Origin of the sequence: Rhizobium sp. CB3060, assembly GCF_025200735.1 — a bacterium.
Lineage (GTDB): Bacteria > Pseudomonadota > Alphaproteobacteria > Rhizobiales > Rhizobiaceae > Rhizobium.
This window is the reverse complement of sequence record NZ_CP104160.1, coordinates 20473-43122: the sequence shown is the minus strand read 5'-3', so window position 1 is coordinate 43122 and position 22650 is coordinate 20473. Positions and strand designations below refer to the sequence as shown.

The window sequence follows — 22650 nt, the reverse complement described above, 5'->3', positions numbered from 1 at the left end:
CAAATGAACCTTGTCTCAACTTCGATCAAACCATCTGTCGGCGGCATTTTGAGTTTCGAAGATCTGGAGGCTTTTCCGGACCGAAACGCACCAGTTTCAACCATGTTCAGCGGCGGTCTCGACAGCACCTACCTTCTCTACAAGCTGCAAAGCCTTGGCTTTGCAAATATTGAAGCTGTCGCCGCCGATGTCGGAACGTCCATCGACAAGCCTTTGCTGGAACAGACGGCAGCAAGGTTCGGCGCGCGCTTTGTCTGTCTCGAAGGGCGGGAAGCTTTTGTCGAACAAGGCGTGAAACCCGCCATTCGGGCCCACGCCAAGTACCTTGCCAGCTATCCGTTAAGCAGTTCTTTGAGCCGTCCTATAATCGCCTCGTTGATTGTTGCTTATGCAACGTCAATCGGCTCACGGCTACTTCTTCATACAGCAAATCTTTCGCAGAATAGCCTTCCCCGCCTTAACAATAGCATCAAGCGCTCGGGATTTTCCGGTAGCTTCGGCAGTCCGTATGAATACTCGGTGATTTCCCGGCAGCAGAAGGCCGCCGCCCTCTCTAAGTTCGGACTGACTTTTGTGACGGACCGCACGTGGAGCGGGGACGAAAACCTCTGGTGCCGGGAATTCGAATCTGGGCCTTTGGACGATCCCGAAAACTTTTCTATCCCGGAAGAGGCATTTGAGTGGACGCGTAACATTGCCGCGCAGCAGCCGGTAGAGATCAAACTGGGGTTTATTGACGGAAATCTCGTCTCAATTGACGACCGTGACATTGCACTGATCGACACAATCCCGCTCCTGAATAAAACAGTTGGTAAATTCGGACACGGCCGCTTTGTCGGGCTCGAACACATCTCAACCGGTGAAAAGGTTCTCGAGGTCCGCGAGGCGCCCGCGGCGGCCATCATCATGGACGCGCTGCGGCACCTCGAGACCGCTTCCCTTGGCGTCGGATCAATCGTGTTGAAGCAAGGGCTTGAGCAAGCCTGGTCCCAGGAGGCGGTTTCAGGTGCATGGGGCAGTACTATTCACAGGATGTGCGATCGGGCCATAGCGTCCGCACTCGAGGGCGTCAGCGGAAGCGTCAGCTACATAGTCGACAACACGCGCTTTTTGCCTCGGTCCATCATAGCCAGCACACCGAAATACATTACGGACCGCCACCTTTGGGAACACCAAGCCGCGAGGCATCAAGCGTCCTCTAAACTTCCCCCTCGCCATTGCCAAGACGGGAGACACCCATGAAAAAGGTCGCACCCCAGGGGCTATGCAGCTTCAGTCAAGAATGCACTGATCATCTGGCGACAAATGGATGGTGGTTTTCGAGAGGTGAACGCAGCGAAGCCGGCTTCGGCATCGAAATTGATGCTGGCTGGAACAACTTGGCTGACCATTGGAATCGACTGCTTCTCGATGAATACATGCGTGACGGTGGGACCTATCGCTACCGGCGCTATGGTGCGTTTGAATATGACGCAGTGGAGGGAATTTTCCGGCTCCTTCCGCATGCCCCTTACGAGCAATCGAAAGCCATCAACCACTTGAATGGCGGCTTCAAGCGCTACTTCGAGCCCTTTGAACAATCCTTTATAGATCATCCCATCTTAAACAAGATTCTGACAGGTTTCTGCAGAATTCTATGTGAAACCGCAGGACATGATCGTTGGAATATTAAGCTTCATCCCTACCGGATTGTTGCACGCGACGGTGTAAACGGCAAACCAGCACCCGAAGGCCTTCACCAGGACGGGGTGGATTTCATCGTTTCGTACATGATCGCGCGGGTTAACGTGACCGGCGGTATGAGCACGATTACTGATGCCTCAAAGCGGTTCCTCGGCGATGTCGAAATGAACCTTCCAAATGATTTTGTGATCTGCAACGACCGCAAGACGTTTCATGATGTATCATCGATCGTGACCGACAATCCGAAAATGCCGTTCGCATATCGTGACGTCCTTGTCATCGCCTTCGAGAAACTATGAATCAAGTCTCGAACCTAAGCACGTTGCGAAAATCGGAGTAGCGAACGTTCCTGACGCCAAGAGCGCCAAGCCATTTTCAATGAGCTTGAATACGAAATTGAACGTGAGATCCTCTCTGCTTTTCCCGGTGCAAAAAACAACGATGCAGGATAGATTTCTTGCATTTTGAGCAACAAGAGCGTGTTATCAAACGCGGCCCTTATAACCAACAAACAGCAATTGATTACGGTCAAGGGCCTCCCACGGGCATCTCTGCGATCCGAAGGATGGGAATGTTTGAAACGCTGCTCGCAACGCTTTTCAACATCCGGACCGTTGAAGAAATGAGCTGGCCTTCCGAAATGAAGAAGATTGCCGGAGAGTGCTGGAAATCATGGTGTGGCCGGATGGCAAGATCTGGTACACCCATTCTCTCCGAAGATGCTATCGTCAGTGCTCCGGCACGACAACGCCGCACCCGCTAAGCTGCCTCGGCGATGGATCTTTACCCGATCGACGATGGCGGCTGCATCATCTCGTGTGTGAAGGTCCGGGGTCGCGTTGCGAAAGAGGTCACGTGATAGCCGAGTTCCATGCCGTAGCGGGCCGTGGATCCGATGCAGGTATTTTCAGCAGCCGACGATGATGAGATGGGGAATGCCATGTTGGCGAAGCTGCTGATCTTGGCCGAATGAATGAACCGGTGTCGACGACCTACACCGCCAGAATAGATGTCCATTTCTGCCGCCTTGAAAGGACTCGGCCGACCCCGTCATTTGGCCGATAAGTTCCCGCTGAATTTCCGTATAGAGGCAGCTACTTGCCCTCGGGAATGGCTGATATGAGGCCGAATGCGGACTGGCTGCTTCTGGCGTGAGTGATCACGGCAAGTGGACGCAATCACTTGGCTGAGAGATCGAGAGAGGCCGTTACAATGTCGATCCGGCGCGACGCTCGGGTCAACGCGACATAAATATCTTCCTTCGTGGCGGGCTCCGTCAGGAAAACCACCGAATTTTCATACTCCAAGCCCTTCGCGAGGAGGGTGCTGGTGACGATCTTATAGCCATGGCGTCGGCCGGCATGGCGCCGGCGTTCCTGCACATGCCAGGCGCATTCCAGCAGCGACGGGCTTCCGGGCAGGCAGCGCAGCTGAAGGCTTTCACGGAGCGCAAAGACGAGTTCACCGCGGAACGTACGCCTCCCCTTCCGGAATTCGTCTAGCAGCGCGATGACCGGCTCCAACTTGTCACTCGTCACGATCGCCAAGGCTGCGGCTTCGGCCGCCGTGAGGGGCTTGCGGATCTGCTTGCCGCCATGGATTTCACTTATCCGGCGTAGGAAAGGCGTCTGGTTCACCCCGACAATCGACCGTTGGAGCAGTCCCATCACGAACGTTAAGCGATCAATGCCGGCCGTTGCCTCAATCGTTGAGCAGGCTGTCTGCAAATCCTTGCATTCGATCGTCTCGACGTTTTGAGCATGGACCCGCTTCGCCAATGCCGCACGCACCCGTTCGCTGCTTTTCGAGCCGATAATGGCGAGCCGGTTGGCGTCTGACAGGCTACCGTGGCCACAGACCTTTTTCTCCAAGGCCCGTAACCGCCCGGGTTCGTCCAGGTGGTGAACCTGGACACAGGCCGGCGCCTTGCGCAAGTCGATCGCCTTGCCTGCGAGTAGGTCGGCCCGCACGATTCGAAGCCATTCGGCAAGAGGATCATTCTTTTTGTTTTTCCAGCGCCAAGGCGTGCCCAGCTCGTCGAGTTCAGGAAAGGGCGGCAGTACGTCCTCCTGCCAGCGCACGGTTGCTTCGCCACCAAAATCGAAGATGCCCTGCAGCGGATCTCCGAAAATGAGGGTCGGGACAAGTCTGGATAACAGCACCACGACCGCGTGTTGGTCAGCGCTACAGTCCTGGTATTCATCCACGAGAACGAGGCGGTAAGATGCCTGGATCACCCGGTCGATCGAGCGCCCGTCGAGCAGCTTCCGCGTGGACGCGTAGACCGTTGACCACTGATGCCCCCGTGGCGTTACCAGTCGTGGGAAACCCGACGTGACCGGATAGGCGGCCGCGTATCTCAAGGACCAGGCGGCAATTGTTTCGAGCTGGTAGCGATCGGACCTCACGCCCTTTTCCCGGAGGCGCTTTCGGAGCGCGTCGACGCCGGCGAGGGTATGGGTGAGCAGCAGACAGCGGCACGATGTTTCCGCTACGATGTCGGCGATGGTTTCCGTCTTGCCGTAGCCAGCCGGTGCCACCACCGAGCCGTTGGCTTTCTCTTGCAGGGCCGTCCGGATCCGGTCAGGAATGGCCATCGATCCAGCTCCGAAGAGCGCTCACCTTATCCTGCAGTCCTTTGTGCGCGTCCTTAAGATGCGGGCCGAGGATCTTTTGCGCTATATGCTCCGCCTTCGCGATGTCCTTATACCAAGCTCCATGCAGGTCCTCGCTGTCTTTTTTCTTCTTCCCCTTCGCCCTAGCTGCCAAGGCGTCGAGAACGGTCGCGTCGCTGAGGCGGGCTCTGACCTGATCGATGGAAGTGAAGCGATCATCCGCTTGCCGGGGCTTGTTGGCCGCGTCGAGAATAGCTGTCGGTTCGAGGAAGGTGAGGGTGTAATCGAAGAGCCTCTCGACGGCGGCCAGGGGCAGCTGGTGAAACAGGACATCTTCCGTTGAGCAACCCTTATCCCAACGAAACACGGTGACACCGGCCTTTTCCAACTTGCCAAGAATCTCGGTGTCCCCAGGATCCTGATCGGAATCCAACAGTAAGCCCACCTGGTAGCCCAGGCCGCAGAACTGTCCCGCCAGCGCCGGAGCATTGTCGACCCCGCCCCCGTCAGCCAGCGCGATGCCCTTGAGAGCCAGATTGTCGAGATGCTGGGCGACCCAATAATCATCCAGTCCCTTCAGGAGGCCGACTTCGGTCTTTCCCTCACATATCATCACTGTGGGAGCCAGATATGCTTCAGGCATCGAACGAGGGGGCGCCTGGGGATCCCGCTTGCTATATTTCTTGTCGGCAGGCCGAACCGTCACCTTACCGTCCTCGGCGCGGCGAACGACATGCAGATCGTGAACACTCAGCTCGCGGATAACAATGGGCGAATGCGAAGTGATGAACACCTGAGGACTTACACGGTCCTTCGACTTCAGGTGCTTGAGCAGGCGAACGATCCGATGAGGCTCGAGCCCGTGCTCGACTTCGTCGATAATGGTCAGGCATAAGGACGCCTTGGAGTAATCCTGCAGGGCCGCGACGAGTAGCCTTGACGACCCCATGCCCAACGCACGAAGGGGAACTTCCCCATCGTGAATGGCGACGCTTCCGTTTGTGATAGCGAGGTTCTGGACGTCCAGACCGGCAGCGATCGTACCCGGCAGTGCGAGGCCCACCTTCTTGGCAGCCAGCTTGACGCTCTCGAGGCTGCTTTTGAAAAGCGCCGCCGCCTCGGTTTTGAAATGATTGCGGGCAAGTCGGCCGGCACGGGCGAGAATGTCCTGGGTGGCCGCGGCTCCTTCGCTCATGCGGGCAAGTGTGGAATTCCGCCCCCAGCTCAGATGCCGGTCCGCATAGACACCCAAGCGAGCCGGGGCAACGCTTGCTCTGTGCGCATAAGTCAGCGAGCGCTCCTTCATGTCGCCCGCAGCAACACGCTCGTTCCAAAGCGTCCACGTTCCCTCAAGGCCCTCATCAATGCTGAGCATGATTGATAAGGCATGTCGGCCATTCTCGGGTAAAGGCGGTTCGTCGACGACCTTTCCATCGTCAGAGATGCCCCTCAGATACCGAGCATACGTCGCATCCGAAATGAATTCGTCCGGCAGATCAGTTAAAGTCACAATGATTTTGGTGGCTTTATTGAACTCGCCTCCAAAGAAATCCAGATCGTCGAAGCTCAAGGTGTGGCGCGGTGAAAGCGCCAGTTCGACGGCATCCAAAATCGTAGTCTTACAGGAATCTCCTGGACCGATCAGACAATTTACCCCGGCTGCAGGTGCCCACCGTAGTTGCTTTATCCCTCGGAAATTCTCAATTTCTACGTAGCCGACGCGCATATATTTTGCCCCCTCTTCTAGGTTAAGTTGAGGCAGTAGCGACGTCAAACCGAAATGCCGCAAGAGTTTAGATGCTCATCCTCTTTCCAACTGCCTATGCCCGATGGCAGTGCTGGTGATGATCTAAGGATAGATCGGGAACTCGCCATTTCCGACCCAAAGTCCGAACGTTAATTCGCGGTCGAGCTTGGATCCGCTGTCTCGTGCACAGATGTCACGCCGTCACCAGCACGATTAAGCTCTTGGGGGGGCCGGGACTACCGCTATGACCGACAGGGGGCGCAATGCCGATTGGCGGGTTCCCGACCCTATCGCGGTCACTCACGCCGATTTTGGATTTCACTGAATCCTGTCATTTGATTCCGCTTCGCCGTGATGCCGAACCACCCTGATGACCGAACGTCGCATGCCTTGCTTCGACTGAATTCAGGCGGCAAACGCCGAAATTGCATAGACAACGCGGTATCCATCGTACACCTTCCCAACTCCTGACGCGACGCCTCCTCCGCCCAACCGACCGCGGCCGACCTTCATCTGAGGAACTGAATGAATCCGAAGCGCCGAATCGCACTTATCAGCCGGCTGGCGAACGGGATAGGCTACATAGCCACCGATTTCGAGAGATTCGGCGGCTTGTTCGTCCAGGCCCTGCTCGAGCTGCCCTTGGACCACCGAGGACTGAACTTGCTCGGCTATCCTGTCGCAGGCGTCGTAGATACGACGAACGGTGACGGGAAAGTCGCGGTCGAGTACTCCGACCGCAAGGACTATTTCAGCGGGGACATGGATAAGGCGCGCGGCGACCTCGCCCACGCTCTGGCCGGAGCGCCCACTGCCGAAAAGATATTTCTCCTATCCGGGCAGCCGAGCCGACCGCAGGTCGCTCAGGAATTCGGACGTGCGATGCTCGACCTGCCCGAGATGGAAGGCAAAACCCTCTATCTTTGGGGCGCGGTGGAAATCGCGACGCAGTTGGTCGACCATCTAATTCTGAGCGATGCGGTGGTCCGCAGGCTCTCTCCATACCTTCCGGATCTGGAGCGGATTCGGGAGGAGGAAGCGGCGAGCCGAATGGTGCCAGAGCCACTGTCGAGCTGGTTGCCTCGAGACGATATCGACATGGCGATCGCTGAGCGACTGAGACAGAAACCTGTTTTGGCCATCGGCGGAGTGGGCGGTGTTGGGAAGACCGCGACCGTTCAGGCATTCGCTCATCGGCATCAGGACGATTACGAAGTCCGCATCTGGCTAGACGGCGACGAGCTTCGCAGAGTGGATGATCTGCAAGCGGTCCCACTCTTGCGCGCGGGCGAAAGCCGCAACGTCGTTGGATTGATGCAAACGTTGCGCTGCTTGCTGGTGATCGATGACGCCCCGGCAAATCTGGACATGACGGCGTTGGAGAGAATTTGCGGCAAGGGCACCCACGTACTTTTGACCCAACGCTCGACCGACGCGCAATCGTTCGACCTGCCCATGCTGGATCGACTACAGTCCTCGGCGCTTCTAGGGCTTGCCCCAGTGAAGTGCCCGGAGGCGGTTTTCGACAAGATCTGGGGAACGGTGAAAGGGCATCCGCTGACGCTTTCGCTCATCCTCGCTGCGGTGAACGAGGGAGCGACGTGGGAGGACATCCTCGAAGATTGCGAGGTCATCGGCGATATGGAAGTCGGTGGGCGGCGATTAACCGATGTCCTTCTCGAGCGGTTGCGGCCATCGCTGACCAAGGAATTATCGGTGTTCGCGTGGTCGGGCCTTCCTGTTTGCGACGAGGATTTCCTCAGTTTCGCGATCAAGCCGCTGGGCATTCGAAAGTTGAAGGGGAACAGCCTCACGGCCCCGGATCGCAACAGGGCTGTCCGCCTGCACGACGTAGTCCACGCCTCCCTCGACGGAAGTTGGTGCACTAACGAGCGCTCCGTCGAACTGGAGCATCTGCTGGACACTTATCTTGTCGAAGCCTCCCGTGGCGAAGGCTTAGATCTTTGGCGCAATGCTCGCGTCCTCCTGCCCAAGCTCGAGGATATGGTCGCACGCGGCGGGACGCCACCCAGTTTCCTCTTCGCGCTACTTACTACGTGGGACGCTCTCGAGACCAGGCCAGAGCTGGTCGGAGAACCTTTGGAAATTGTGCGACGGATGGCTGGGCGCAAACCAGGACCGCTCGAGATCAACATGGTGATTGAATCCATCGAGCAGCTCTTTCTCTACGACAAGGAGCGGCACGACCCCGCTGCCCAGGACAGGCTGCGGGAACGTCTGGCCGCTTTCGACAAGATGCTTGAGCTTCCAAGCCTGACGCTGCGTGAGATCGCAGAGCTGCTGCATCACAAGGGCAAAGCCCTGAAACGCCTGGGCGATAGCTCGGCTGCCGCCGATCTTTTCGAACAAGTGCTTAGCGGCCCGGTCCCGCTGCACGAAGCCCGGCTCCAACTGGTCGATCTCTACAAGGGACAAGCCGAGAAGGAGACGAGGGCCACCCAGCTGGTGGACGAGATGCTCGGACCAGGCGCCAACACCGACGGCTTGACCTATTCCGTGCTCCTCGGGGTAATTGAGCGCCTCCCGTCCGGCTCCGGCCGGTGGCGTGCGGCACTCATCGACCGCCATGCCGCCTCGATCGAGCAGACGATTGTATCGGCCGCCAATGCCGGCGCGCAACACGCATTCGACGCCTTCGCCGCTCTAGGCAGGTATATCTCCCTAGAGCGGCCAGAGTTGTTTCGGTCGATCTTCGATGGCTTGCCCGAAGTGGAATTGGAAAGGCTGCAGTCTGATCGAGAACGGGCAGCCCGCGCCGAGATCTTCTGCGAGGCCGCCCGTCTGTCGCCGGCATCGGCTGTCGAACTGAGGGAGAAGGCGCGCGCTCACTACCTTGCCATCGTAAAACCTATGCAGTTTCATCACCAGCGCCATGCCGAGCTGTTGATCGACATGGGAAAGCCGGAGGACGCCGAGACTATCCTTCGCCAGCAGACGAGCCTCGACACTGAATGGCTGGAACGACTGATGGCGCGATGCCGTCTTGGTCAGGGCGATGCCGACGGCGCCTTAAAATGGGTCAACCGCGCTTTGGCCAAGCTCGGCGCCGAGCGTTTTAGGAGCGAGTTCCTTGAGTTGCGTCACGATATCCGCAGCGCGCTTGGCGAGGAGGACGCTGTGATGGATCTGGAAGCTGCCGTTGCCGCGAGCCAGAAGGAAAACGAGCGCCTACGCCTGCAACGCAAGCTCGACGATCTGCGCGTCGGCAACTTCTCACCTCCATTTCGATCGTAGAGCCTACAAAACCAGAAGGTCCGCTTTCGGTATTCGCCGAGTCCGCGTGAGTGACGGGAATGAAGGCGCAATGACGCCGGAACCCGCACTTCGCTTCGATGTTTCTTTGAACTGCAGACCACACCCTGCGAAATCAGATCAGTTGATGTGAAAGGATTTGAACCGCCGACCCTGTCATTGTAAATGTCGATGGGTTCACAAGCGCATATTGGGGCGTCGCAAAATTCCAATTATCAGCAGCTTGCCGCCAAAAGGGAGCGGAGTTTGGATTGAATGAATGACTTGGAGAACCAACTCCCCCGCATCTTTCAAATTAATCTCCACCGTTTGTATCAGCGCGTCATCGCACCGGTGCTGGAAAATCTGCCAGAGCCTACGCTGCAAGAAATCACCGCATCTAACTCGATGAGCGAGAACCTCGATCGCGCAGCGGCCCAAGTCGATGCCCACACGCACAATGAGGCCACCAAAGCGTTTGTCTTGGCGTTCGCCGGCCTGTTCGAACGCCAGCTGCGTCACTGGGCGTTACATCTGTTCTCGCCGCCGAATCCGCGCACCGTTTATGAAGGCGATTTCGCCAAACTGCTGGACCGGTGCCTTGAAGCCGGAGAGGTGGATGGCAGTCGAGACGATGTGCGGAAAGACTTGGTGGAAGCCGTCCTCGTCGCAAATGTGGTCCGCCACGGCGATGGGCGTACCAGCAAGAGCTTGCGCACGATCGCGCCGGAACTTTGGGTATATGACCCAAGCGAATATGTCGACATCAATGCCGGGCCGTCGCCCGACAGTGAACAAATCCGCGTCCGTACGCGTGATGTGCAGCGCTATATTCATGCCGGCCTGCGGTTCTGGGGACGGGTCGATCCATTACCAATGGCTGTAACCGAGCCGCCGTTCTAGGTCACGAAAATCATCACAGTTCGGTCTCAGCCCCCCTCGCCAAGATCGATGGTAATCGTAATCGCCGCAGCAATCGGGGCAGAGCGTTCATACAAAAGGCGACGCAGGTTGGGGTCCGTCAGGTCCTCGAACATTCGACCTTGCCTACATCGCAGCACCTCGTCTGCGATAAATCGTTCCAGTCGCCATCCCAGTGTCGAAAGCGCATCGGCAGGATCCAGCGGTGCGATCGCCGCGATGTCATCGACAGATGGCGAGCGCCCTTCGTCCAGATTCCGCATAACGGCATGGACATGTTCGGAGGGCATAACCCGAAAACCGATCTCGTTCGAACACACCGGAAGCTGCCCGTTCAACACCGGATAGTTGGTTTGAAACGGGAGGGTCAGCGGATTGTAAAATCCGTAATAGACCGGAATTCCGCGAAGATGAAAATACTCATCGATGTGATCGATCTGTCGGTGACCCGCCTGCGTAGCCTGATAAACGGATGTAGTGTCGAACCCGAAAATGCGCTGACTCGAAATAGGCACCGATTGGTCGGTCCGATCGGCAAGTCGGCCGATGCCGATCCGATAATCCGATTCATCGACCGGAACGACTGCGATTTCGCGGGAGTAAAGCCGTTTAGTTTGGAGCAGTGCGACTTTGCGGGCGATTAAGTGCCCGCGCCGGCGCAACAGAACGAAGAATGCGATATCGGCGACCTCCCAACGATCGTGCATCCATCGCGCCCCAAGCCAGTGAGATTCTAACGAAACGCCTACCTGTTCCTGGGCAAAGAATGCAGGTGCCGATGCGGTGAGCTCCATGATCAGAATATGATCCAGAGACTCCTCGTGCATCGAGGGGTGTGCCGACATAGTGGTCGAGACTTTGTCATTTGCTGCGCCGAACACCGCACGTACATAGTCGATAACAACGTTTGGAATTGAATCAAATGGTGATGCCATGTCTCTTCAGCCCTCAAGCTGCGCCTCAGCGGTTAAGATTCATACCCACTATGCGCCTACACTATTGACGCGAATACCGTGCGTCGCTCTTTTCCTATGCTTGAAATTAGAGCGCGAGCGAATCTACTATTTTTGAGATGATTCTATGAATTGCACCAGCTTAGATGGCACGAATGGCTCGCAATACTAATGTAGGCAAATTGCCGCTCGCAAGCAGGTTTCGGTTTGCGGAAGATTCATTTCGCGGTCGATCGGACCGCTGGAATTCGCACCTTCGCCCCGCGATCGGGATCGAGGACGGCGAGCGGTATCTTCTTCGCCTGTTTGCCAAGACGAAGACCGCTCTCGACGATGACCTGATGGGCATCATCGCGCGAGCCCAGAGACGGATCCGCCGCGTTCTGACCTCGAAACTGGCGCGCGAGGTCCTTGTCCAGGTGATCGACGTCGCCGAAGACGCGGACGAAATCGCGATCGTCATGCTTGATCCCGGCAGCCCGGTCTCTGGCTCGTCGCATCGGACGCGGGCGCGCAAAAGCCGCTTCCTGACGAGCGCGGGGCGAGGCGTGTTCTGGCGAAACATCAGGCGGATCGCAGACGGCTTGCGGCTCATCCACGAGGCCGGCATCGTCCATGGATCCGTTTCCGAGCAGACGATCTTCGCCGCAAGCGACGATGTCGAGGGTTATCGGCTGGGTGGTTTCGAAGCCTGTATCCATATTTCCGACGGCGCGCTCGGCGCCAACGACCACCTTTTCGATCCCTCGACTGCCATATCGTTCAGGCAGGACTGGATAGACCTTGCCCGCACCGCCAGATCGATCCTCGGCCTTGACGATGCCGAAGGACCTGCTCTCCTGGCAATCGAGCGCAAAATACTGGACCGGATGGGTGACCCGCCACGGTTTCAGCTTTTCGATGGAAGCGTTGTAGTTCGCGAGTTGGACGAGGTCATCACCGAGATCGGTCGCGCGGGCACGAGCGCGGAAGGAGAGCTTGTCCTCTACCCGGCGCATGGCGTTGCCCAGAGAGACTTCCCCTCCCTGACATCCGGCGCCATCCAGGCAAGCGAGATGGATGAGGTTTTGAGGTTCGTCGAGGATGATCTACTCAATCCTGCTATCCGGGCAAAATGGGCCGGACAGGACAAGATCAGGCTCATAACAGACGTCGCGATCTACGATCTCAAACTGCAGAGCGATTTTACGGCCACGATCGAGAACGCTCAAAAGAGGCAGGCAAGCGATTGGCTGGACGGCGCCGTCGAGATCCTTCATCGCCTGCAGCTATCGCGACACCGCGGAGGTGCTGACGAGCGGGTGCGCAAACTCGGACATGGCGCAAAACTCTGGAAGGACCTGTTCAGCGACCCTGAAGATGCGCTGCGCCGGGACGATTTGCCCACCTGGTACGCGCTGCTCCTTCTGGAAGCCTTCACTCTGCTGCGGGAGCAATTCCGCGTCTATCCTGTTCAGGTCATCACCTCGATCGATACTGACGAAAAGGATCTCGTGAGCGTGCTCCTCCGTCCTGATCCCGAGCGCGACGATCGTCGGGAGCGGCTTGGCCTGAAGAAGGCGCTCGTCGCACTGCAAAAGGAGATGCGCTATGACGACGGCAAGCCCAATTGGACGCTTTCGGCGAGCGACGATCTGGTTTTCAGTCGCGAGCGAAGCCCTGAACTTAGCTTCGAGGAAAGCACGCTAGCCGACGGCGAGCTAACCCTGACATTCACGGCCAATCGCCTGCCCATACAGGGCGAGCGGCTTTTCCTGCGTCCCAAACGGGATACCGGCACGGAACGGGCCATTCGCCGCCGCTTGCTCAATATCGTCGCGGCGCGGCAAAATCTGGAGCTTCTCAGAGCCCTGGACGATCCGGCGCAGGTTGCCCTGGATGACGTCCTGCGGGAAATCGCGGTGCCCGGTTCGCCGGTTGCAGACATGGATCCCTCCAAGCTTGCGGCCTGGCAAAGTATCGTGGCCGGGCGATCGATCAACGTCATCGTCGGTCCACCGGGTGTCGGCAAGACCTATCTGATCTCCAATCTCGTGAAGAGCATCATCACGGGGACGCCGGATGCAAGGATCCTCGTTTCCGCGCAGAACCACGAGACCCTTTTGCATATGGAGGATGAGCTTACCAAAAGCCTTGCGGGACATGCATCGATCATCGTGCGGGTGGAGAAATCGCAGGTCGGCGTCGAAGACAGCACCTTGCGGCAGAGCTCGGTCAGCCTGCTTCAAACGGCCTCGCAATCGGCAGGCGACCGGTCGGCGATCACGCAGAACCAAAATCGCCAGATCGCGCAGACGCTGAGGCCCGTCGACAATGCCGAACGGTCATTGGCAGAGCGTGTCTTGCGCGATACCGACAATCTGATGCTGCGCTCAGCCGATGTGACCCTGGCGACAGCCTCGTCGAACACGATCGAGGAGATGATCGCCGACGGCGAGCAGTTCGACTGGGTGTTCATCGAGGAAGCCGCCCGTGCCAATGGCGCCGAACTGATCGGTGCCCTGCTCCTGGGCAACCGGCGGGTGATGATCGGAGACCATAAGCAGTTGTCGCCGTTCGACACCGTCGAACGACAGCGATTTTACGATCCCGCCACTGCGACAGAACTGCTGGTCGATGCACAGGAAAAGCTCTCAGCCATTTCGGACTTGCCGCCGGAGGTGGACGAGGCTCTTGGCATGCTGAAGTCCGATTCGTTCTTGCTGGGCGACGTGCTGGCGGCGGCGGCCCGTCTTGAGGAACCGTTCCGCACCATCGCCGAGCGCGAGGATGAGCGGGAGGCAGCAACGCGGCGGCCAAGCTCGATTTCAACCACGCTCCTTGAGCAGAGCCGCATGCATCCGGCGATCTGTGAACTGGTCTCGAATACCTTCTACAAGAAGAAGCTGGTCTCCTCGGAGCGCGTGAGCGCGCGCGAACAGAAGGTCGGCGTCGCCAACGGCCTGCCGGCTTCGCCGATCGTTCTTCTCGACCTGCCGTCGTTAAGCGTTGCGCGGCGCAAGGCCTTTGAGCAGAAGGTGAAGAAATCCTACAAGAACGAGGTCGAGGCCACCGCGCTCATCGACGCCATGAAGGATCTCAAGCCGATCCCCGGCAAGGATGGCCGACGCCCGACGCTGGTTGTCCTGTCGCCCTATTTGGCCCAGGTGAACCACCTGGAGCGCAAGCTCAGACCCTTTATCAATGTCGAGGCCGACACGCTGTTCGGCTTTTCCAGTCCCCGGGGCAATGGCAAGTTCGTCTATACCAGCGACAGTTTCCAGGGAGGCGAGGCGGACGTTGTTCTGGCAAGCCTCGTTCGCAACAGCATCCACGTCGGCACGCGCGCGCTCGGGTTTATCAAGAACCCCCAGCGCATGAACGTTCTTCTTAGCCGCGCTAGGCAAAAGCTCATCCTTGCGACAAGCAGGAGGTTCATCAAGAACGCTGTCAGCGGCATCGATCCTGATGGTGTGAAGGAGGAGTTTCGGTTTCTGACGCAGATGTTGGACGAGATCTCCCAGCTGGAAAAGACGGACTTCCCGCAAGTGGGGATGGGCGTCACCGTCGTATCCGTAGACGAAAACGGGAGGCTGACGCCGTGAGCAAGATCTATATTCCTGCCTGGCACTATAAGGCCCCCGGCCTCGTCCAGCGCGTGTGGGGCTGGAGCCCGATCGAAGAAATGGTGCTGCTGACACTGGATGCTACACCTGGCACGATCGATGACCTGGCATCGGCACTTCATATCCCTCGTCAGGTTGCAGCTTCGACCGTGGCACGCTTGATGCAATTCGGCTTGATCGAAGTTCGCATGTCTCCGCGCCCGATGCTGTCCACCAACCTTGTCGGGCGCGAATTCATCCGGGGCAGCCGCGCACTCCCCGAACGCTCTGCCGACCGGGAGATCGGCATCAGCGTGGTCTATGAAAAGGTGGGAGAATCCGTCTTTCGCAATCGCGACGTCGACACGATCCCGATGACCAAGCTTCCCAAATCCGGCAAGATCATTGCCTTCCCGGTTGGTGAGCCCTTGGAAACCGACTACTCGATGATGCAGCGCGTTACCCAATTCATGTCGGGCATGCTGCGGCCAGGCGAATGGCTGCGCGGGATACAGGCCAATAGCTCCTATCTCGAGCGCAAATTCCTGGTGCTCGATCTCAATGACGTGAGAGACGGTGCGATCCCGCCCGGCGCGAGCGAAAAGCTGATCGAAGCGCTCAAATCAACCATCAAGACCGGCAGATTGCCGGTCACCGCTCCGCCGGCCGTCGACGAGCCGCCGGCGATCTCGACGGACATCAACGCCGATCAGATTATCGTTGGAGCACGCCAACAGCTGGAGCGCTTCGAGCAGATTGTCAAAGCAGCAAAATCGCATATTTTCATTCTCTCGACCTTCGTGGCGTCGCAGAACGACGATCGATGCAAAGAAAACCGGGATGGGATGTGGCAGGCTCTCGATGACGCCTGCCGTCGCGGCGTCAAGTGCCACCTGTTCTTCGGTACGTCGATCGACGCTCCCAAACACGCCGCCGCCATGCATGAATTGAGCGAGCGGCTTTCCGGTATCCGGCGCACGCGTGGCTATGTTCTTGCCCATCGCGATTCGGTTGAAAGCCATGCGAAATTCCTCGTCGCCGATGACGGGCAAGGTGGCGTAGTCGTCTCGATGGGATCGTGCAACTGGCTGTCGTCGCCCTTTAGTGCCGTCGAAGTCTCGGTCGAGCTCACCGAAGCCAACGCTGCCGGCGCGGCAATGGACGTGCTGCAATCGATCATTGCCAAGATTTCCAGCGCGGGCCAGTCGATCGAGGCGCTTCAATTCATGGCAGCGGAACTGAGGCGCAACCGCAGTCGCCTGTCTGCCGCCACCGCAGCGCCGGGCTCCGTCCGGGCCGCGATGCGGATCCTGCACGCGTCGGACCATAACCGTCTGTTGCGGGTCGCCGCCCATGACGCAAAGACCCGGTTCATCTGCTGCACCAACCGCGTCGGCGCAAACATGGTCCCTGCCCTTTTTGATCCAGCTGAAGTCGCGAGCCAACGGCTGGACGAAGTGTCGATCTATTATTCCAGGCGCGGCGGCCCGGTGAAGCGTGGCCATGTCAGTGAACATCGAGACCGGCTGAAGGGTGCTGTCGGGATTTTCGGCATCCCGGAGCCTCAGTTGCACGCGAAGTTCCTTGCATGGGACGACGATCATATCGTCGTCAGCAGCTTGAACTGGGGATCCCAGTCCGCAACTCTGGACAACCCAATGGATGAGATCGGCCTCTATCTTGAAGGCACCGGTCTCGCCACGCTGCTGCTGGAGAAATTCGACGCCGAGAATACGCGGGCAGCGAAGGATGCGTAGACGGGATGAGTGGAATGTCGAACGTGCAATCCGATTTTCCTTTTCGCACCAGGATTGAGAAAAGCGCTTTGGTCTCAAAGCGCTTGATCGTATAGCTTTCAGAGTGATTTGAGTTTCGAGATATTCATGCCGGACGCGGACAACATTATGCAAAGGCGGCACCATTTCTACGTAGCGACAGCCAAGTTCCTCTTTCAACACCCGAAATACGGTATCGTTTCCGTTCGCGATCCGATCCGAACTAGCGATGCCCGTCAGTATGGTCTGAACCCGATTCTACTGTATGGTCTAACCGTTGCCGGCCTGCCGATCCGCTGGATGACATTCTCATCGCATGATAGCCCACAGCCGCTTCGCCAGATCTTGTTATCGGCCTGGTCGCAGGGTGAGGGTCTGCGAGGCCAGCCGGATGTTCTGATGGTCAGCCGGCATCTCGCACAATCAGACCCCGCGCTCGAAACGGATCTCGCAAAGATCGGAGTCGTGCTTGAGATTGCGGGCCCGCGTGAAAAGTCCCTCCCTGCCTCGCTCCGCTCGGCCCAGGAGAAAAGCCGGTGGCTCTCAAGCAGAAGCATATCGCAGAGCATGCCGGCTGATCAGGCGATCGCGGCATTTTCGGCCGATGCTTTGGCCGACCATATCTGGAGAGCAAGAGACCGGCGGCGCGACCTCGGCGACCGCGAGCTCGAAGATCGCATAGAGGCTTGGCTTGCCTTGCCAATCCGCGACCCCGATCCATCCTCCGTGACGCATGGTGGCTGGAAGGCAGGGCCGTGGCTCACCTCTTGGGAAACCTCGCTTCCTCCTGATCGGGAGCGCTACTTCAGCGACAGCGGGGTTGAGCGCAGAACATGGCTGCTCACCGGGCAGGAACCGCTCGACGAGATCGACGAAGAAGAGGATGACAGCGACAACGGCTATGACAATGCGCCGGAAATTGCCGGCAACGTCATCGCCTGTTGGCCAAACCCAGCCAAGGAGATCGCTCAGTCGATCGGCACGCCGCTGAAAGCGCTGCAATGGTTTCTCGACGAGAAATCAAGCCTCGACCAGTCGAGGCGTTATAGCCTCCTCGACATGCTTGGCGTCGAGTTTGATGAGCATCTCGGCTGTTATGCAGCAAGAGGCCCTTGTGTTCTCGTGGCCAACAAGGCCAACGCGCTTGAGGATGTCTATACAGACATGACCGGCGGCGGCGACGCTTGGCCGTTCGAACTTGTCCCGTCAAAGGGACAGGCCGATCCGAGCTGGCGATATGTGATGATCAATCCTCACAGCCGGCCGCCGTCCATTCTCATGGTTGCCCGCGGAGACCAGATCGCCGACCGGCTGGATGACGTGCTGTTGAACTTCGACGGCATCCGACGTGTTGATCCAGCGCTTTACCGCGACGTCGTCTCCACCTGCGCCAAGGCCTGCCAGTCACCGCGCGCGAACGGACCCGCGATGAGGGATTTCTCCGATCGCCACGAAGATCAATGGGCAGATTGCATGTGGCTGCCGGGTGAGAATTAGAGCGATGGCGTTCTGTGATTTTTGACCGATACAGCACCTATCGGCCCGGCCTCCTAGCCCGACTGTTTCCCCTCGGGTCGTGGAAATTGCGGCTCGCAAAGACGACATCGTCGTCTGTCGAGCTGCAATCCGACAGACGGTCGACCGCCTTGCCTGGATATCATCGCCGTAAGCATGAATAGGGCGCTGCTCTGGCACACGGTTGAGATTCGCACTCGCAGCTATGTAGAAAACCTGTCCTGTCTTGGAGAAGAGGCCGCCTGGCGGCTTTCGACCGACCTTCACCGGTTTATCAACCGCTAACTTCTGGAACTGATCGGATCCGACCAGAAGGTATTGCGGCAGGTCGATGCGAGGCTTGAACCACTGATCGAGGGCAAGCGGTGCAATGCCCCTCTCGCTGAACTTGCACCCCTGCCTCCTGAGCAAATCCGCAAGACCTTTACCTCGCGTCTCCAGCACGACCTTTCAGGAATCGAACCTCCACGCTCGTATCTTTACGATTTACCATGCCGCTCTGCGCCGCAAGCGATAAGGCTGACAACAATCTGTCGGGTGTAGGCCCGAACGGACCGCTCAACCTCTTATGAACCCTGAGCCATCCACTGTCGCCGAGTGCAAGCCTCAGGCGCTGCGTGCCGTCACCGTTGCGCGCGACCGACCATCGCACATGCTGCCCGATCACCCATGTCTCGATCAGCTCTCGCCATAACGTGTCGACCGTTGCGTCCTGCAGGGACAGAAGCCTTCTGTGCTGGAGGGAAGTCGGGAAACGATCTGACCTTCCTCCCAGTTCGCCAAGCCTGCCATCGTCTGCACCCTGGAGTTTCAAGGCCGTATACATCGCCTGGACGTAGGCAAGCGCCGTCAAGCAAAGTCCGGGGATGGCCTCATAGCTGCCGGGTCCACCTCGTTGCGCGAGGCTAAGCCGGTCGCTCAAGGCTACAAAGTCCGTCTGCCCCTTGGCCGCGGCGACGGGCCAGCCGTGGTCTCCACTCCGCTGCGACATTGCGGCGAGTACGTCGCCAACCGTCGGGCCGGCCAGATCTGAATCGAAAACCACGGCTTGGCTGAGCGCCATCGCAACGAGGGCGTCAGTGGATGCCGATCCTCCGTTCGTCTTGATCATCACCTCGATCCAGACAAGCATGCTCTCAAGTGCCAGCCGCTGCAATTGCCTTACCTGCAAGGAAGACATCAGCAGCCAGGTTGTCTGCAGCCCCGTCTCGTTCGAACCGGCGCGCAACAGGCGGCGACCGCTCGGCAGTACGCCCGATGCCAGGACGCCTCGCAGTTCCGGAACCGTCAAGCCACTGGGGGATGCGTCGATGGCTTCGAGGACGAGTGCCAGCGTCTCATGTCGCCTTGTGAAATCTTTTCGGCCGGTTTCCCGTCCCGGTTCGAACAACTTTCGAAAGACGTCCCGTTCCTCGCCCGTTGGCTCGGATGGTGGGAGGTCGGCGTTCAGTTGCTTCACTTCCTCGGGACGGAAGGTTTCCACCTTGGGATCGACCATGAGGCGCATGGTGGAGCCTGCAACGATTGCATCAATCGCCCTGACAGCAGGCATCGCCTGCTCAGTCGGCCGGAAGACTCCGGTCACCGAAGTCTGTTCAAGAAAGCCAAGGGCCTTTATGGATGGACCGTACTGGATGGCATCCATGATCGACGTCGAAGCCTGGCGCTTCTTCTTGACTGTTTCCCAATCGGCGCCTTTAAACGTGAACGGTCGCCCACCCTCCAACGGCAGGCAGCTTCTCAATACCGCCATCCCAGGCAGATCGCGTCCGCCATTCAGCATATGCGACCATGCGTAGATGACCTCGAGGCGCATGACAAAGTTTTTCGCCGCTGCTGCATCGATATCCTGCTTGCCCCCCTTCGACAGCAGTTCATTGGTCTTCCACCACGCCCAGGCCATGAACGCATAGGGACGGATGAACACCGTGGTGTTATTGATCCCCGGGATCGCCCTGTCCATGAGATCGAGATTGATCTGACGAAGGCCAAGCGGATCGACGCCGCCATCTTTCAGGGCAAGCTTAGTCACGAGCCGCGCGCCCGGCGCTGTCGCAAACTCGAGGTCGACTGCTTGGAGCTGTTGATTCATTGAAAATCCTCGGGCTCGACGTCGACGATGATTGCAGAGCATCTCAGGCCCTGACAGCTCGCGATGCCGCCCTTGCGAAGGCGACCTATCTCCACGGCAGCAAGCTTCATGTTACAGGCCGGGCAATGTTTCCAATCTCGTCGCAAGGAAACGGTTTCGCGCTGTTTGCGCCGATTGCGGATTTTCTCAAACGTATCGATCTCGACACGGGTTGCGACCCTCGAAAGGTCTGGCATGGGGCCATTCCCATTCAAGGCCGCAATCAGGTTGCGATTGCGCTGCCAAGAGGTTTCGGCGGCAAGTAAGCCCGTGACGCCAAGCGTCCACTCCCAGGAATTGACATCAGGGCAGATCTGGCTTTCGCGGTAGCCCGTTGGTGGTTTTTCGAGAAGATTTCGATGCTGGCGGGTCAAGCCGCCGCGAAACCAGATCTCCAACGCCTTGTGCGTCTCCGAGCTTTTTTCCGGCGACCGAATGCCGGGAGCAACCGTCGCCACGACATAGCATCGATCAAGCACATCAAGCCCACTTCTTGGCGGCCCCGCTCGCTTTGCCAGGTTGCGCCACGCCGGCAGATGCGTTTTCAGGAATTGCTCAGGCTCTTCGACATTATCTGCGCCATACAGGATGAAATCGAGGACCGATAGGATGTTCTCACGTTTTGTTTGTCCATCCGGCGATTCATCTATCTTACGCATGAAGGACCGGATCGCGCCGGCCAGGATTTCCGCATTCGACCAGACACTTTCCTCACGGCCGTCATCGCCACCGTCGGCAGCATCGTTTTCGTGTCCGTGCCCCTGCCCTTGCCTCGGCCCGGCGTCCGTAATTCTTTGACGGAAGCGCGCGATGAGCTTTTGAAATGCCGACTGGCCCGCACCTCCCGCAGAACGATCGTTTTCCGGCTTCAACGCATCACCAAGAGCAAGCTCTCCTGCAGGGACCAAACGGGAGGTTTCCTCCTGTCCTCCTGGCTTTGCAGACGTGCCGACGGATGTGGTCGGCTCTTCGCCACCAAGGAAGGCCTCGGGATGCTTCGTGAAGAAACCTGCGATTATGTCGTTGTCCCGGGGATTTTCGGCACCTCCGGCCGCACGCGCCATGGCTTCGGCAACCGCGCCACGCTCCCGCACCGCAGCAATGATTTCGGTCATCACCAGCCACCCGCGAACGGTTTCATTTTCGCGCGCTAGCACCAACTGCAAGGACGAGACGGCTGCATCGACCTTCCGACGTTCGATATTGAACCGACCGTCAGCCGTGAGCTCGACAGGGCCGATGGTTTCAAACCTGCCGGGAGCGTAGAGCGAGGCGTTCCAGAGACCAGCCGGATTGACAACGTCGAGAACGTGTCCAATGACCCCGCTGCCATCAAGCCGGGCGATCAGGCATGGCGAAGTGGTATGTCCCGGCTCCTGGCCGCCCTCGCCAACGAGGCCTTTGGGATAGCCCGAATCGGCCCATCCGAGCCAGGGCGGGCCATCTGAAACCCTTGCTACGACCACCTCGACACTGCCAAGTCCCAGACCGTTGATTGTCGCGTTGGCGCTCCCGCTAATCGTCAACCGCCCCCTTGTACATTCGATGTCAAAGGCCTTGGCGTGGAGCAGCCTATCACCTGAGAACAGATCGCTGATTACCGGCTGTGCATGAAGCCCAGCACTCTTGGCGCCATCGAAATCGAACCAGAAGGGTACTTTCGGTGGAACGAAGACATTCACTTTCTGGCAGTGTAGATCGCGCGCCAGATCGAGCACTGCTTTCGGCCCGCCGAAATAGGGCGAAAGAACGGTGAGTGTCCTTGCTCCGCCCAAATTCTTTGCGAGCTCGACGATCTGGGGCGCGAGCGCCCGGTTGACCGAATGGAGCACACGCGTCGGTCCGCCGCTCTTGCCGTCGCTGGCCGAGAGACAGAGATCGGCAAACTGCTGAAGGGGAGGCAAGGCAGAAGGGTCCAACTGGACACGACCCTGTCCAGATGCATCCCCGAGACAAAGAAGGAAGTCAGCAAGATCCGTGAACGCATCAGGGTCACTCTCAGGATTGAGATATTCGGCGACTTCCGTATTGAACCCCCACCCACCCATGGTGAGGTTTCCCGAGCCTACCAGCGCACGCAATTCATCTTGGTGCGATGACAGGAGGGTAACCTTCGGATGGAACACGCCGCTTCCATCGATGGAAACCGGAATCAAATCATAACCCACCCCGGCATTCGACGCCCCTGTCTCTGACAACGAGGCGCGATAGCCCTCGATGTCGGCAAGGATCGTGACGTCTCGCCGATCATCGCCAAGCGCCTGTAGTGGAACCGCTTCCAGGAAGGAGAGACTCAACGAGTACGTGGTCATCAGAACGGAACGCCAGCGCTCGCTCCGCAATATGTCGAGGGGTGAAATTTCGAGGGACATCGTGTGGCTAAGATCAAATCATCGGTGCGAACTGTAGGGCCTTGTAACTTACGGTTTAATTAACAGGGGAAACCTTCTCGTTGGGCAATGCTTTGCAACAAG

Annotated in this window: 14 protein-coding genes; 8 read left to right on the top strand and 6 right to left on the bottom strand. The window is 58.3% G+C overall.

Annotated elements, in window-relative coordinates:
- The first annotated feature begins 3 nt into the window (after window positions 1–3).
- From N2601_RS29760 to N2601_RS34290, 3 genes are all read left to right on the top strand, one after another.
- The gene (locus N2601_RS29760; RefSeq protein ID WP_260305588.1) at window positions 4–1242 is read left to right on the top strand and encodes an argininosuccinate synthase-related protein; all 1239 of its coding nucleotides are present in this window, start codon (window positions 4–6) and stop codon (window positions 1240–1242) included.
- On the top strand, window positions 1239–1982 hold the full coding sequence (locus tag N2601_RS29755; protein ID WP_260305587.1) for a 2OG-Fe dioxygenase family protein: 744 nt from the start codon (window positions 1239–1241) through the stop codon (window positions 1980–1982). Before N2601_RS29760 ends, N2601_RS29755 begins: the two co-directional genes overlap by 4 nt.
- 158 nt (window positions 1983–2140) lie before the next feature.
- Window positions 2141–2446: a hypothetical protein gene (locus N2601_RS34290; RefSeq protein ID WP_445945063.1), complete on the top strand. Its 306-nt coding sequence runs from the start codon at window positions 2141–2143 to the stop codon at window positions 2444–2446.
- Window positions 2447–2466: 20 nt separating this feature from the next.
- Here the strand turns inward: N2601_RS34290 and N2601_RS34285 are convergent, their stop codons facing one another.
- From N2601_RS34285 to N2601_RS29735, 3 genes are all read right to left on the bottom strand, one after another.
- Window positions 2467–2700: a hypothetical protein gene (locus N2601_RS34285; protein WP_445945062.1), complete on the bottom strand. Its 234-nt coding sequence runs from the start codon at window positions 2698–2700 to the stop codon at window positions 2467–2469.
- A 161-nt stretch (window positions 2701–2861) separates the two neighbouring features.
- On the bottom strand, window positions 2862–4280 hold the full coding sequence (locus tag N2601_RS29740) for a UvrD-helicase domain-containing protein (RefSeq protein ID WP_260305586.1): 1419 nt from the start codon (window positions 4278–4280) through the stop codon (window positions 2862–2864).
- A complete protein-coding gene (locus tag N2601_RS29735) occupies window positions 4267–6024 on the bottom strand; it encodes an ATP-dependent nuclease (RefSeq protein ID WP_260305584.1) in 1758 nt (585 codons plus the stop codon). The genes N2601_RS29740 and N2601_RS29735 overlap by 14 nt, the downstream gene beginning before the upstream one ends.
- A gap of 546 nt (window positions 6025–6570) precedes the next feature.
- Between N2601_RS29735 and N2601_RS29730 the strand changes: the two genes are divergently transcribed.
- Together N2601_RS29730 and N2601_RS29725 are read left to right on the top strand one after the other, a co-directional pair.
- Entirely contained in the window at window positions 6571–9300 is a 2730-nt protein-coding gene (locus N2601_RS29730) for a tetratricopeptide repeat protein (protein ID WP_260305583.1), read from the top strand.
- A gap of 273 nt (window positions 9301–9573) precedes the next feature.
- Entirely contained in the window at window positions 9574–10200 is a 627-nt protein-coding gene (locus N2601_RS29725) for a hypothetical protein (RefSeq protein ID WP_260305582.1), read from the top strand.
- Window positions 10201–10226: 26 nt separating this feature from the next.
- On the opposite strand, the gene N2601_RS29720 is transcribed toward N2601_RS29725, so the two are convergent.
- Window positions 10227–11153, bottom strand: coding sequence for a hypothetical protein (locus N2601_RS29720; protein ID WP_260305581.1), 927 nt, complete (start codon window positions 11151–11153; stop codon window positions 10227–10229).
- A gap of 173 nt (window positions 11154–11326) precedes the next feature.
- Between N2601_RS29720 and N2601_RS29715 the strand changes: the two genes are divergently transcribed.
- The 3 genes from N2601_RS29715 (at window position 11327) to N2601_RS29705 (ending at window position 18027) form a co-directional block, all read left to right on the top strand.
- Complete coding sequence (locus N2601_RS29715) at window positions 11327–14755, top strand: DEAD/DEAH box helicase (RefSeq protein WP_260305580.1); 3429 nt, start codon at window positions 11327–11329, stop codon at window positions 14753–14755.
- On the top strand, window positions 14752–16512 hold the full coding sequence (locus tag N2601_RS29710) for a phospholipase D-like domain-containing protein (protein WP_260305579.1): 1761 nt from the start codon (window positions 14752–14754) through the stop codon (window positions 16510–16512). Before N2601_RS29715 ends, N2601_RS29710 begins: the two co-directional genes overlap by 4 nt.
- 126 nt (window positions 16513–16638) lie before the next feature.
- Window positions 16639–18027, top strand: a complete 1389-nt coding sequence (locus N2601_RS29705) for a hypothetical protein (protein WP_260305578.1) — start codon at window positions 16639–16641, stop codon at window positions 18025–18027.
- A gap of 442 nt (window positions 18028–18469) precedes the next feature.
- Here N2601_RS29705 and N2601_RS29700 read toward each other — a convergent pair whose 3' ends face one another.
- The gene (locus N2601_RS29700; protein WP_260305576.1) at window positions 18470–20137 is read right to left on the bottom strand and encodes a hypothetical protein; all 1668 of its coding nucleotides are present in this window, start codon (window positions 20135–20137) and stop codon (window positions 18470–18472) included.
- Window positions 20134–22488, bottom strand: coding sequence for a hypothetical protein (locus tag N2601_RS29695; protein WP_260305575.1), 2355 nt, complete (start codon window positions 22486–22488; stop codon window positions 20134–20136). The genes N2601_RS29700 and N2601_RS29695 overlap by 4 nt, the downstream gene beginning before the upstream one ends.
- Window positions 22489–22650: the final 162 nt, after the last annotated feature.

Coding starts and splice junctions, on each gene's coding strand:
- N2601_RS29760 (WP_260305588.1), top strand. CDS start 4: ATGAACCTTGTCTCAACTTCGATCAAACCATCTGTCGGCGGCATTTTG.
- N2601_RS29755 (WP_260305587.1), top strand. CDS start 1,239: ATGAAAAAGGTCGCACCCCAGGGGCTATGCAGCTTCAGTCAAGAATGC.
- N2601_RS34285 (WP_445945062.1), bottom strand. CDS start 2,700: ATGGACATCTATTCTGGCGGTGTAGGTCGTCGACACCGGTTCATTCAT.
- N2601_RS29740 (WP_260305586.1), bottom strand. CDS start 4,280: ATGGCCATTCCTGACCGGATCCGGACGGCCCTGCAAGAGAAAGCCAAC.
- N2601_RS29735 (WP_260305584.1), bottom strand. CDS start 6,024: ATGCGCGTCGGCTACGTAGAAATTGAGAATTTCCGAGGGATAAAGCAA.
- N2601_RS29730 (WP_260305583.1), top strand. CDS start 6,571: ATGAATCCGAAGCGCCGAATCGCACTTATCAGCCGGCTGGCGAACGGG.
- N2601_RS29725 (WP_260305582.1), top strand. CDS start 9,574: ATGAATGACTTGGAGAACCAACTCCCCCGCATCTTTCAAATTAATCTC.
- N2601_RS29720 (WP_260305581.1), bottom strand. CDS start 11,153: ATGGCATCACCATTTGATTCAATTCCAAACGTTGTTATCGACTATGTA.
- N2601_RS29715 (WP_260305580.1), top strand. CDS start 11,327: ATGGCTCGCAATACTAATGTAGGCAAATTGCCGCTCGCAAGCAGGTTT.
- N2601_RS29705 (WP_260305578.1), top strand. CDS start 16,639: ATGCCGGACGCGGACAACATTATGCAAAGGCGGCACCATTTCTACGTA.
- N2601_RS29700 (WP_260305576.1), bottom strand. CDS start 20,137: ATGAATCAACAGCTCCAAGCAGTCGACCTCGAGTTTGCGACAGCGCCG.
- N2601_RS29695 (WP_260305575.1), bottom strand. CDS start 22,488: ATGACCACGTACTCGTTGAGTCTCTCCTTCCTGGAAGCGGTTCCACTA.